A 12,527-nucleotide genomic window follows, 5' to 3' on the forward strand; every position below is an offset into this window, starting at 1 on the left:
AGCCACTGCCGAAGAGCAGGCTTGGCATAACGTCCCACCGCGGTGGGGTCAGTGTCCGAGGTTGGTCAGCCAGGTGAGCATGTCCTTGTCTTGGTGCCATAGGGGCATGGCATCGGGCGGGGTGAGATTGGTGAAGGCGCTCTGGAGTGCCTGTCGCTTCATCTCACCGTCGATGCGGGCGTAAATCTCGGTTGTCTTCAAGTCAGCGTGTCCGAGGATATCCCGGATATATACGAGGTTGACCCCTGCTTGAAGCAGGTGCATGGCCTTGCTGTGACGCAAGGCATGCGGCGAAATCGTCTCCGTCAGCATCGCAGGATCGGATTTCCTCGCGGTGGCTACGTGTTTGTCGAGGATGTAGGCGATTCCGGTGCGGGTCATCTTGTTCCCGGCACGGTTGGGGAACAGGGGCCGGGACCTGCTGGCGGCGCCGGTGAGCCCGGCACCTTCAGCGTACCGCTGGACCAGAGCGGCTGTCGGGGACATCAGCGGCACGATTCTTACCTTGTTGCCTTTGCCCGTGAGCTTGACTGTTGCCGGTGGATCGGCCCGGAAGTCCCCGAGGGTCAGGTCGGCGATCTCCTGGACCCTGGCGCCGCTGTCATACATGAGCGCCAGCAGGGCGAGGTCGCGCCGCCCTGTCGGCCGGCTGGCGTCGGGCTGAGCAAGAATCAGCCGGATCTCGTCGACCGAGACGTGGTGGGGCGGGGTGGTGCTGGTCTTCTTTTTAGGTATCGACAGCACTCGCTGGTATTGCCCGATCCGTTCGATATCTCGGGCCTGTAGGTAGCGGCAGAATGAACGGATCGCTGCCAGTCGCTGGTTGCGGGTTGCTGGTCCGCAGCCTCGCTCGGTCTCCGTCGAGGCCAGGAATCGTTCCACGAGCTCTTTGGTCAACAGCTCGCACCTCATGTGTTCGGGGGTGATGTCCTCGTGGGCCTTGCAGTACCTCAGGAGCAAGGTGAATGTGTCTCGGTACGACATGATGGTGTTCCTCGCTGCACCGACCTCACCGGGGAGGAACCGGGCGAGAAACTCGGAAAGGTAATGCTGGAAGTCGTGGGCGCTCATTCGGGATCGCCACCTGGGATTGCTCGTGAGGCGATGGCGCTCACCGCGGCGGTCACTTCGGGGAACAAGTCCGGGATCAGGCGGACATACTGGCCGGTTGCTGCAACCGACGCGTGGCCGAGGTAGGTGGCCAGCACTGGCAGCGCCCAGTAGGGATCGGCACCCCGATCAACCATGGCTTTAAGCGAGTAGACGGCGAACGAATGCCGCAGGTCATGAACACGGGGTCCATGACCACGACCACCGTGCGAGATGCCCGCCGCCCACAAGGCCTTCCTGAACCACCTATAAATGCTGTCCGCAGCAATGGATCGGCCGTCCTTGTGGGTGAAGAACAAGGTGTCCCGGTTAGTGATGAAGAGCCGCGGTACGGTGGCGTCGTAACGGCGCATGATGCCGGCCATCGATGGAGCAAGTGCCACGAGGCGGTCTTGGTCGAATTTCGCATGACGGACCGTCAGGCAGCAGTTCTCGAGATCGACATCGCCGCGTGTCAGGTTCAGGGCCTCGGAGACCCGCAGGCCGCACCCATATAGGAGCCTAAACAGGACCGGTAACAGGACCGGCATGACCGAGGGCGATTTGGCTTCGAGTCGGTCGCAGGCGGCGAAGAACTGGTCCAGCTCGCGTCGGGTGAACACGTAGGGGGTGAATGGCTCTCGGCCGCCCCGACGGCCTGGGCTCTGTGGGAATGCCACCGGGACACCCTGTGTGGCCAGGTAGCTGAAAAACTGGTTGGTGTGCACGATCCGTCCGTGCTGGGTGCTGTGACGCTCGTTGGGCCGCCTGCGGCACCACTGGTCGGCGAGCTCCTGGCTGATCGCCAGGTCGGTGTGACCCGTGGACGCGATGAACCTAGATAACGCCCGCAAAGACCAAGGCACGCTGGAGTAGCTCAGCCCTTGTGCGCGCTTGTAGCGGATGAAGTCGGCCATATGCTCGGCGAAGACGGAATCGTAGTAGGACGCCTGCTCATCAGCCCTCATTGCCGCCACCACCCAGGCTGTCGAGGTATCCCTGGTAAAGGCCGGGAACGTCCAGCGCGCACCCTCGCAGCTGTCCCAGATCGATCTTCAGGTAGGCGGCAGTCGACCCGGTGTCGGAGTGTCCGAGCGCCGCCGAGATCGCCGGCAGTGGCACCTTCTTCTCCAGCAAGGCCGAGGCAAGCGAGTGGCGTAGTGCGTGCGGACCGTGTTTCTTTCCCGGCGGGATCGCGACACCTGCGGCCTTCAACCGCGTGTGGACCACTGCGTGGATCGATAGCGGCCGCATCGGCTCGCACGGGCCGTTCAATTTAAGGAACACGTACTCGGAGTCGGAGTGTGGCCTGGCATTGCGCAGGTAATCAATGATGGCTTCACCCACGTCGTTGAGCAGGGGTAGCACCAGGACCCGGCCGGTCTTGTGCTGGACGATTTCGATGGCGTCTTGTTCCCACTTGAGGTTCGAGAACCGCAGTCCAGCGATGTCTGAGGCCCGCAGCCCGAGCCGTGCCGCCAGCAGGATGAGCGCCAAATCACGCCTTCCTCGGGGATTGTCCCGGTCAATGGCGGCGACCATCTGCTCCACTTCCCCGCGGGAGTATGCCGAGGGGATCCGGGCCTTCTTCGTGTAGCGGATCCTGGGCACCAGCGGGCTCAGGTCCCGTGGGACCAGGCCTTCCTCGTGCAAGTAGCACAGCACACCGCGCAGGACGCACACCGTGTGGTAAATCGTCGGCAGCTCGTAGATCGCCAGGCTTTCGACGAAACCGTGAACATGCACGTGATCCAAGCCCGCGATATCTACCAACCCGGCGTGATCCAAGAACGCCGCCAACCGCTCCAAATAAGTGCTTGAGTTGCGGATATGCGCCGCCGACAGGCCCTTCGCCGCCATGGAGTCCACGTACGTCTGGAAGGGGACCGCGGCCGCGCCGGCGAACACAAACTCCCGCCCGGGCTTGCGCAGTGTCAGGACACCGGTCCGGTTGAAGTCGCTCACTACATAGATCGCCTTCATCCACCGATGCGAGGTCGACTCACTCAATGGGTGAGATCGGATGTGGAGCACGTCCTCCAAGAAGTCCATGCCGTGCTCGATACTGAAATCCGATACGGGCATCTCACCTGAGTGCGTGCACAGTTTGTCCCACACGATGCGGTACTGCTTGATGACGGACGGCTTATAGTTCAGCCGATCCATCTCGGCGACGATCGTCCCCACGAGGTCGGCGACTGTATCAATCTGGTTCTCCATAACAGTGCTCCAGTCTTGAGTCGTGGTGCTTATGCACCACAACTCAAGACTGGAGCGTTATGCGATGTATTTACCATCAACCCCAGCGACGCAGCATCACCAATCACGCGGCGGAGGGCATAACGTCCTGCTCTGCATAACCCAGATGCTCGGGTTTGAACTTGCCGGCTTTCAGCTCCACCACCACGTAACGGTCCGAAGGCACGTGGTACAGCAGGAGATCCACGAAGAAGTCATCCCCATCGACATCGAGGTGGTACTGGCGTCCCACGAAAGCGAAGCCCGCTCCGAACTCTGCCAGGGTCTGGGACAGGCGCAGCGTCATGGCCTCCTCCAAGGCATGTTCATGGGCATCTTCGGTGAGGCCCAAGAAATCCAGCACCAAGGGGTCCTTGGCAACTTCCCGCGCCAGGTCAGTGCCTTCTCCCGGCAACCGTGCCTCGAGGTTGTTGGGGGCCGCACCGGTGCGGGTGTGCAGGGACGTGCGGATTTGGTGTTCCAGGACGGCCACCGACCACCCATGCTGAACCGCGCCGGAGGCATACCAGCGACGCAGTTCATGGTCATCGACCTTGTTCAGCAGCGCGACGTTGTGGCTCCAACTCAATTGTCCAGACGGTGTCTGGACAATTGGTTCCTCACCGCTCCAGGCCGCGGCGAAGGCGCGCATGTTGTACATATTGGTCCGGGAGAATCCCTTCATATGCGGGAATTCTGCACGCAGGTCGCGTGCAATCCTCTCCAGGACCTTGCTCCCCCAGGGTTGCTCATGCTGTCGTTGAAGGATGGTGTGGCCGATGTTCCAGTACAGCTCGATCATGGCGGTGTTCACGACGCGCTGTGCCCTGTACTGGGCTTCCCGTACGAGATCTTTCAGGGTGGTCAGTGCGTCGGCATAGTCGCCGGGAATATCCGGTTCGAGCTGGGTCATGCCTCAACCCTAGTTCCAGTCACCGATGCCCTGTCGCCAATTGTCCAGACACTGGCTGGACAATTGGCGGTGGAAGGGTTTGTTTGCCATCGGTTGCCGCAATATCCATGAATGCCAGGTCCCACGCCGACCATGGCCACGCTCGTTGGTTGCTGTGCAGGAATCCTCAGGATTCGTGCAGTGGGTACTCTCGTGTGAGGTCCCTGAACCAGCGGTCCTGGGCTGCGTTGTTGTCCCGGTCCAGGGCCTCGAGCTGCTGCACCAGGGCAGCATGACGGGGTGTACCCGACGATGTGGAGGCGATCTGCCGTTTGAGATCAAGACGCAGACCGTGAAGCTCTTGCTCCCGGGCGCGCGAGATTTCTTCCATGCCCATGGGGCCATCCTCCACGCCACGGCCCTCTTCCACAACAGCTTCGGGACTCCCGCCGGCAACAGGGAACTCCCCCGCTACCTGCCGCAGCCTAGCCAGCACGGTGCCCGCACCAAGGCGGTCCGGCGCTGCCCGAGCTCGGCGGGGCACCCAGCGCCTCAATGACGGCCAAGCCTGCGTGAAGACAAACAGACAGTAGTAATAATCTCAGTAAGATTCTTACTACTTCGCGCCCGATGATGATGGTCGATTCACCAATGGATCATGCGGCAGCACCAATCGACGCAATGGAGTCGGAGAACCTCAAGGTAACGGTCACTGCGGTGCGCTCACGCGCCGGCGTCTCCATCAAGGCCACAAGATATAAATCGCACCGGCAGGCATAGAAGCCCTGGACGAATTCGTGCTGCAAGGCGGAAAACGCACCCGCGCCTAACCGTCCGCCAAGATAACCCCAGCATCCGTAACCCGGCAAGGCCTGCCGGACCTCCATGGTCCCGCATCCGGTAACACTTACTCTTTGATGCCCTCTTTTTTATGCGTTTCGGTTTTGTTCCAGTACAGCGCGGCCTGTTCCTGCAAGATGGCCAGGGCCCCGCGGGCCTCGGCCAGGGCCTCGCGTGCCTCTTGGGTGCGGGTCTGCTCGGTTTCCAGGGCTTCGGCGGCCAACCGGCGCTCCCCCTGATGGCGGGCGGCTTCTTCGGTGAGTTGGCCCCGCAGCCGGGCCACCTCTTGTTCCGCGGCTATGGCACGCTCTTTTTCGGCCTCGGCGCGCGCCGCTTCGGTGTCCACCAACTTCCCGGCCTCTTGAGCCTCCGCCGCGGCTGCGGCGACCAGTTCCCGGGCCGCCTCACGGTCCGACTGGTAACGCGCATCGGCATCGGAGACGGCGGTGGCCCAGGCACTAGCGAAGATCCGCTGGACGGTCTCAGGCATTGGGATCTCAGGCTGCCGGGACTGGGTGCGCCACTGCTCGACGCCCAGACGCGCCGCTTCCATGGAGACCCCGGCGCGGGCGCGGACGGCCGAGACCGTGACCTTCGCCCCGGCGGCGTCCATCTCGGCGCTGGCGTCGGCAGCGCGCTGCGCCGGTGACGGTGACGATGTCGGGTGCTGCTCCATGAAGACTCTCCTGAGATAGAAATAATAGTTATATTACTACTACTATTACTTCTATTTATCGACGTGTCCATCCCTGCGTGTGCTGCTCGCCGTGGGCCTGGGCCTTTGTGGGGGTCCACCGGGAACCGCGGAGGTCCTCGGTCGTGCGGCGGGCGCCGCTGCCGCCACCGCCCGGTCCTTTGTCATCACGGGGCGCTGGTTTCGCGCACGCAGGTGCCGATCCACCGGGGAGGGTGACTACCCTGCAGGAAACACAGACACACACCCGGTGCGTTTGATCGCCTGCGTCCCCGGAGTCGGCGTATTAGTCAGGTTGCTTGGGGGCTGGTCTGGTGCCGGCCACGGCAAGTCATCATCAAGGGATTCGGGCGCTTGGCCCCGCAGCGCAGCAAGAGGCTTGTGCCCTTGGTGTCGGGCCATAAACTCCGAAGGACAGCAACCGAAAAAAGGGGACGGCCTTTAGGCCGGCACCTGATTCGCCGAAAGGCGGATCAGGTCAACAGCCGCACCGCGCAGCGGGCGCCCGGTTCTTTGGTGCGAGCGAGCGAGTGCCCGGGACTCCCTCAAACCCTCGGCATCCCGCACGGAGTAGACGATGTATTACCCATTGACTCACACGAGTGCGTGAGTAAAAGACGAGATTCCACACGCCCTGCACAAGAAGCGATGACCCATGGGCGACAAGGATTCAGCGGAGTTGAATTAGCTGGCGTACACGGTCAGCAGTTCGTCCCAGTGGGTGGTGTAGCGCGGTGACATCATCTCGCGGCGCATCGTCCATTCGGGCCCGGTCTTCATTCCCGACAGGCCCTGTGCGATTCTTTTCGCTGGCTATCGCTCAAACTCAGACTCGGTCGAGCGCCTCCGGCACAATATCGAACCATGCCGCCCGCTCTGCGACCGTTGGAGCAGCCGGCAGGTTTCCCTTGCCATCCGGCTCAGGGATCGCCGCGACGAGCGAACGCGTATAAGGATGCCGTGACTCGTTCCAAACCGCATCGGTCGCACCCGATTCCACCACCCGACCGCGGTACATCACAAGAGTGCGGTCGGCGATGAGACGTACCACCGCGAGGTCGTGTGAGATGAAGAGCAGGCCCGCACCCGACTCGAGCGCGAGTTTACGCATCATCTCTGCGACGGCTGCCTGGCTTGACGCGTCGAGCGCGGAGATCGGCTCGTCAGCGACCAGGAGATCAGGTCGGGCAGCGAGTGCTCGCGCGATGGCGATGCGCTGCCGTTGTCCACCAGAGAACGAATGCGGATAACGGTTGACCACGGTCGCAGGCAGGCCCACGCGCTCCAGCCATTCTTCCGGCCGCGTAGCCTCCATCCCACGTCGCCGGGCCGCGGCTATACCCTCGGAAATCTGGGCACCGACTCGGATACGAGGATTGAGCGACGAGTTAGGGTCTTGGAAAACCATCTGGATCGAGGTGAAGTCATTGGACCGCTGGCGGACTCCGAGTGTGGGAACAGGGCGGCCCCGGTACTGCACGCTTCCCTCGCTTGGGGTCTCCATTCCTACAACGGCACGGGCGAGGCTGGATTTACCACAACCGCTCTCACCGACGAGAGCGACAACCTCGCCTGCATCGATGCTGAGCGAAACGCCGTCGACGGCGCGTACGACCTTGGCGCCTCGGTACTCTACCGCTAGATCATCGACTCTGAGCAGGCTCATTCCGCGTCTCCATTCATGCTGTTGGTCTTCGCACCTGGAAGGGAAGCAAGCAGCTCCCGCGTATATTCGTGCTGCGGCGTCATGAATAGCTGCTCCCTTGTTCCCGACTCGGTGATCAGCCCCGCCCGCATGACCGCGACATCGTCAGCTACCGCGCTCATCACACCCAAATCGTGGGTGACGAGCAGGACGGCGAGTTGGCGCTCGAGGGCTAGATCGCGCAACAGTTGGAGGATCCCGGCCTGCACTGTGACATCGAGCGCCGTCGTCGGTTCGTCGGCAAGCAACACGTCGGGATCGCACGCTAGGGCGATGGCGATGGCGATACGTTGCCGCTGACCGCCTGAAAACTGGTGCGGAAAGCGTGACAGGGCCTCCGTGGCATCCGGAACTTGAACGCGCTCAAGCAATTCAATCGCGTGGGCGCGCGCCTTCTTCCGGTCGTAACCGAGGTGGCGCCTCACATGATCAGTAAGTTGGCCTCCGATACGGATCTGCGGGTGCAGGCTAGCCGACGGGTCCTGGAAGATCATGGCAATGCGACGGCCACGGATGTCACGCAAGCGCGCCAGTGGGAGCCCGATGAGTTCAGTGCTACCAAGTCGCATGGAGCCAGTGACGATCGCGTTCGCAGGAAGAAGCCCGAGCACTGCAAGCGAGGAGACAGTCTTGCCGGAACCAGACTCCCCCGCGAGTCCCTGGATGCGCCCAGCGTATAGGTCAAGGGAGATGCCGTTGACGATGCGAGTGGGTGATTTCTTGTTTCCGATCGCGATCGTCAAATCACGGATCGTGAGTGCGGGCGTAATCACGAGCTGACTCCTGTCTTGCTGAGCGCAGAGGTAGGGTCAAATATGTCGCGCAGGGAGTCTCCTATGAAGTTGAAAGCCATCACGACGGTGAGTATGGCAAGCCCGGGAAACACACCGATCCACCAGCTGTCAAAGTTCTGCAGGGAGGCGGATATCATCGACCCCCACTCGGCGGTAGGAGGCTGGGCTCCCAGTCCGAGGAACGAAAGGCCGGACAGCAGTAGGATCGCAGTCCCGATATCGAGAGTTGCCAGTACCAAAATTGGCCCCACGATGTTGGGGGCGATGTCGGAGATTAGCGATTTCGCAGGCGAATATCCAAGCAGCCGCCCAGCGATCACGTAGTTCTGTGTGCGTAGGCTGAGCACAAGGCTTCGCGTCATGCGAGCGTACTGAGGCCAAGAGACGATGATGGCTGCGATGGCGGCATTCCAGAGCGATGGGCCGAGGGAAGCTGCAACAACCATGGCGAGGATGACGGTAGGGAACGCCATCACGAGGTCAGTTAGGCGCATGAGACCTTCATCGACCCATTTGCCGAAGAAGCCGGAGACGGCCCCGACGATTGTTCCAAATAACATCGATACTGCGACGAGCAGGAGTGCCACCGGTACGGTCACGCGCGCTCCAGAAAGCAGACGCGAGAATACATCTCGGCCGAGTGCGTCGGTGCCCATCAACGTATCGATGCCCGGGGCCTGCAATCGCGGAAGGCCCTGTGCGAGGGGGTCGTGCGGCAGGTACAACGGCGCGGTGAACGCAATGACGACCCAAGCCAAGGCGATGGCGGCACCGATAACTCCGAGCGGTGAGACCCAGTGCTTCGGAATTCGTAATCTCAAACGTCTCATGCGAGCCTCGCCCTCGGGTCGAGCACACCGTAGAGCATGTCGACAATGAAATTGATACCTAGATAGATCACTCCGACCACGAGGCCGACCCCCATGATCCCGGGCAGATCGAGGCTCGTCGCTGACAGATAGGCGTATGTGCCAAGACCTGGCCATGCGAATACGGCCTCAACAAGTACCGTGCCAGACAGGAGCGATCCAAAGGCGATACCGACGATCGTAAGGATCGGCAGGGACGCGCCACGCAGCACGTACCCGAAGAGCATCCGTGAACCACCCAACCCTTTGGCCCGTCCGGCGCGAACGTAATCAGCATCAAGCACCTCGAGCACCGACGTGCGAACGAAGCGGGTGAGCAGGCCAATTGTGAACAACGAGAGCACAAACACCGGCAGCATCAGGTGGGCCATCACATCAACAAAGCTCTCCCACTGTCCCGCGAGTAGGGTGTCGACCGTGTAGAGGCCGGTGACACTCGGGGGCGGAGCATAAATGGGCGATAGCCTGCCTGATCCAGGAGCGATCCCCAGCTGAAGGAAGAAAATGTTGAAAGCGGTCAGGGCCATCCAGAACGTCGGGATACTAAGACCAATGAGCGAGAGAACTCGCACAAGCTGATCGCTGAGCCGACCGCGGCGGTACGCCGCGACCGCACCTAACGCGGTGCCCACGGCGAGACTGACGACTATGGAGGCAAGCGCCACCTCAACCGTTGCCGGTACCGCCTTGACGAGGTCATCGGCCACCGGCTGGCGAGTGTGTAGCGACGTACCCATGTCGCCCTGCAGCAAGTTTCCCACGTATGTGAGGTACTGCATCGGCAAAGGCTTGTCGAGACCATACTTCTCTACGTATGCCGCGACTGTGTCTGGGTTGCTCGCCGCCCCTTCCCCGAGGGCCGCAGCGACGGGGTTGCCGGGCACCAGATTAGTTAGGGTAAACGTCACGATCGTCACGCCGATTAACAGCAGGATGGAGGTCACGAATCGACGCAACAGGTACCCGATCAAGGGGCTCTTGACCGAGTACCTGCGCGGCGCATTAATACTTTTTGCCACTGGTTACAACTATCTCTAGTGGAGTGAACCGTTACTTGGAGTGGAGCTCGGCGATGTCCATCGTCCATGTGGAGTTATATGCCACTCCAGTGATGGATTCTGCAGTTGCGATGTTCGATCCCGGTACGATGAGTGGTACGAAAGGACCTGATTTCTGCATTTCCTCGGTGAACTTTCGGAATGCAATCTCACGCTCGTCGACGGTCGTGGCGTTGGCAGCTGCGGATGCAAGCTTTACCGACTCCGGGCTCATGCCGTCGTTCCAGCCCGCACGGAGTCCGACCTTGTCTCCTGCGGCGAAGGGCAGGAAGTTCGCGGAATCCGCGTAGTCGGGAGCCCAGAACCAGATGCTGAATGCTTCGCGACCGTTCACATACTCATCTATTTGAGTCGTGAATGGAGCGGGTGCAAGCTTGAGCTTAATACCGGCCTCATCGAGCTGCGCCTGAATACGCTCTGCGAGAGGAGTGAAGCTCACGCCACCGACTGGGTAGTCGTTCGGGTACTCAAGAGTGATCGTTTCGTCGTTATAACCCGAAGCAGTCAGGGATTTCGCGGACTTGCCAAGATCCCTCTCGACACCACTGTCAAGCGCACCGAGGAACGCGGGCGGGATGACACCCGTGGCCTGTTCCGAACCCGCGCCCGCAAGTTCGAGAAGCCCTTCATAATCAAGGGCGTAACGCACGGCATCTACGAAATCAGGATTCGACGTGATCTTGCTGATCTCGGGGTTCTGGTTAAGCAACAGGAAAATGGTCTGAGCAGAGGGTCCCGACGTGACGCTGACACCATCGGCGAGGTCGGCAACTTGGTCTCCACTAAGATCAACGGCTACGTGCGAGTCGCCACCCTCAAGATTGAGCTTCTGCGTTGCACTCTCGGAGACGCTACGGATAACAACACGGCTGAAGTCCAGCTTCTCGTCACCGTTGTACTTCTCGTTTTCCGCTAGAACAACCTGCGTAGCGAAGTCAATGCTGTCGATGATATATGGTCCTGAGCCGGCGGATCCCGCGTTGAGGAATTCTTCAGCGGCATCTGTGTTGTCAGTCGTTCCCCCGTTCGCGAGGACGAGCTTCGAGTTGAGAATAGCAAGGGACGGATTTGTCATGAGCGCGGGGAGCTTCAGCGATGGCGTGGCTGTGGTCAGCTTCACGGTGCGGTCGTCGATCTTGGCGACTTCAACGCCGTTCATGAGGAAGTTCGCCTTGCTATCGACCATTCCCTTGACGCGATTGAGCGAGAAAACAACGTCGTCTGCAGTGATGGGTGAGCCGTCGGAGAAGACCCGGCCTTCTTCAAGGGTGAAGGTAAAGACCGTGGCGTCTTCATTTTGCTCGAACGTGGCGAGACCCGGAATCGGAGTGCTTTCGTCCGCGCCCTCAAAATCGAGGAGGGTCTCGTATACCGCCTTGGATACCATGTAGCCCGTCGGTACATAGTTACGCCCTGGGTCACCTGTCTCTAGGGTGAAGGCTGTATCGATCACAAGGCTAGAAGGAGCTTTAGCTGAGCTGTCTGATCCCCCGGAACAACCGGCCAGCATGGCCGTGGCCGCGAGGCCAAAGGCGAGTGCAGTGACGCGAGTAGTAGTGCGCAACGGTGTTGTCTCCTCATATGTGTGAGCTGCATCTCCCCCAACGACTCGTGCACACCGTGGATTCATATACGGATGCCACGGTCGAGCGACTTTGGTAGTCTCTGGACAGCGTGTATCGAGAATCCCACAGTCGGCACAATCTGTCCAATATATTTACGAAGTTTCAGACAGTCTGCACCGACGAATTCAATTGGAGTATTGAATGTCCAGAAAAGTAGCATCCGGATCCGAGGTGGGTGGACAAAAAGTTGGCCCCTTGGATGGAGTCGACATGCGCATATTGTCGGAATTGCGCGATGACGGTCGGATATCGATGGCTGTCTTGGCGGAACGGGTGAATATTTCGCGTGCCGGAGTGTATACAAGAGTCCAAAGCTTGATCTCCACCGGTGTCATTTCCGGTTTCTCCGCGCGGGTCGATCCGGAGAAGGTCGGTCTTGGAATCTGTGCACTCGTTTTTGTGACGGTGCATCCACAGGCTTGGGAACCATTCCGCGATAAAATAACGGACATGCCAGACATTGAGTCCTGCCGAATCACAACGGGGGAACATGATGCCATGCTCGTGGTTCGGGCTTCCGAGGTAGGCGAAATCCACAATTTCGTCATCGGCGTGGTTGCAGCCCTTGCCGAAGTGAAGTCAGTCGAAACGGTGCTCGTTCTCGACGAGGTGTTCGAGCGTCCGTTTCTGCTGCCCATCGATCTGCCCTCTCGAGAAACCCAGGGCAAGCAGCTTGGGCTCACACGTTACACGCGCGCGCGGGAAGGCCGTGGGTCTTGAAAC

Annotated in this window: 13 protein-coding genes; 1 reads left to right on the forward strand and 12 read right to left on the reverse strand. The window is 60.6% G+C overall.

Annotated elements, in window-relative coordinates; translation table 11 throughout:
• Positions 1–48 precede the first annotated feature (48 nt).
• The 12 genes from ADIAG_RS18840 to ADIAG_RS18895 all read right to left on the reverse strand — a co-directional run bounded on the left by ADIAG_RS18840 (position 49) and on the right by ADIAG_RS18895 (position 11,743).
• The gene (locus tag ADIAG_RS18840) at positions 49–1,071 is read right to left on the reverse strand and encodes a site-specific integrase (protein ID WP_007273030.1); all 1,023 of its coding nucleotides are present in this window, start codon (positions 1,069–1,071) and stop codon (positions 49–51) included.
• On the reverse strand, positions 1,068–2,057 hold the full coding sequence (locus ADIAG_RS18845; RefSeq protein ID WP_007273031.1) for a tyrosine-type recombinase/integrase: 990 nt from the start codon (positions 2,055–2,057) through the stop codon (positions 1,068–1,070). Before ADIAG_RS18845 ends, ADIAG_RS18840 begins: the two co-directional genes overlap by 4 nt.
• Complete coding sequence (locus ADIAG_RS18850) at positions 2,047–3,309, reverse strand: tyrosine-type recombinase/integrase (RefSeq protein ID WP_007273032.1); 1,263 nt, start codon at positions 3,307–3,309, stop codon at positions 2,047–2,049. The genes ADIAG_RS18845 and ADIAG_RS18850 overlap by 11 nt, the downstream gene beginning before the upstream one ends.
• Positions 3,310–3,412: 103 nt before the next feature.
• Positions 3,413–4,240 carry a PDDEXK nuclease domain-containing protein gene (locus ADIAG_RS18855; RefSeq protein ID WP_007273033.1) on the reverse strand — a complete coding sequence of 276 codons (828 nt, stop codon included), beginning with the start codon at positions 4,238–4,240 and terminating at the stop codon, positions 3,413–3,415.
• A gap of 166 nt (positions 4,241–4,406) precedes the next feature.
• Positions 4,407–4,616 carry a hypothetical protein gene (locus ADIAG_RS21100; RefSeq protein WP_007273034.1) on the reverse strand — a complete coding sequence of 70 codons (210 nt, stop codon included), beginning with the start codon at positions 4,614–4,616 and terminating at the stop codon, positions 4,407–4,409.
• Positions 4,617–5,126: 510 nt separating this feature from the next.
• Complete coding sequence (locus tag ADIAG_RS18870; protein ID WP_007273036.1) at positions 5,127–5,735, reverse strand: DNA-binding protein; 609 nt, start codon at positions 5,733–5,735, stop codon at positions 5,127–5,129.
• Positions 5,736–6,437: 702 nt separating this feature from the next.
• Positions 6,438–6,533, reverse strand: a complete 96-nt coding sequence (locus ADIAG_RS21105) for a DUF4113 domain-containing protein (protein ID WP_007273037.1) — start codon at positions 6,531–6,533, stop codon at positions 6,438–6,440.
• Positions 6,534–6,579: 46 nt separating this feature from the next.
• Positions 6,580–7,419 (reverse strand): ABC transporter ATP-binding protein, encoded by an 840-nt coding sequence (locus ADIAG_RS18875; protein WP_007273038.1) that lies wholly within the window; start codon positions 7,417–7,419, stop codon positions 6,580–6,582.
• On the reverse strand, positions 7,416–8,231 hold the full coding sequence (locus ADIAG_RS18880) for an ABC transporter ATP-binding protein (RefSeq protein WP_007273039.1): 816 nt from the start codon (positions 8,229–8,231) through the stop codon (positions 7,416–7,418). Before ADIAG_RS18880 ends, ADIAG_RS18875 begins: the two co-directional genes overlap by 4 nt.
• Positions 8,228–9,082, reverse strand: coding sequence for an ABC transporter permease (locus tag ADIAG_RS18885; protein ID WP_007273040.1), 855 nt, complete (start codon positions 9,080–9,082; stop codon positions 8,228–8,230). The genes ADIAG_RS18880 and ADIAG_RS18885 overlap by 4 nt, the downstream gene beginning before the upstream one ends.
• On the reverse strand, positions 9,079–10,140 hold the full coding sequence (locus tag ADIAG_RS18890) for an ABC transporter permease (RefSeq protein WP_007273041.1): 1,062 nt from the start codon (positions 10,138–10,140) through the stop codon (positions 9,079–9,081). The genes ADIAG_RS18885 and ADIAG_RS18890 overlap by 4 nt, the downstream gene beginning before the upstream one ends.
• A gap of 31 nt (positions 10,141–10,171) precedes the next feature.
• Positions 10,172–11,743, reverse strand: a complete 1,572-nt coding sequence (locus ADIAG_RS18895; RefSeq protein ID WP_007273042.1) for an ABC transporter substrate-binding protein — start codon at positions 11,741–11,743, stop codon at positions 10,172–10,174.
• A gap of 202 nt (positions 11,744–11,945) precedes the next feature.
• Between ADIAG_RS18895 and ADIAG_RS18900 the strand changes: the two genes are divergently transcribed.
• Complete coding sequence (locus tag ADIAG_RS18900; protein WP_007273043.1) at positions 11,946–12,524, forward strand: Lrp/AsnC family transcriptional regulator; 579 nt, start codon at positions 11,946–11,948, stop codon at positions 12,522–12,524.
• Positions 12,525–12,527 lie beyond the last annotated feature (3 nt).

This window comes from Paeniglutamicibacter gangotriensis Lz1y (assembly GCF_000348945.1).
Taxonomy (GTDB): Bacteria; Actinomycetota; Actinomycetes; order Actinomycetales; family Micrococcaceae; genus Paeniglutamicibacter; species Paeniglutamicibacter gangotriensis.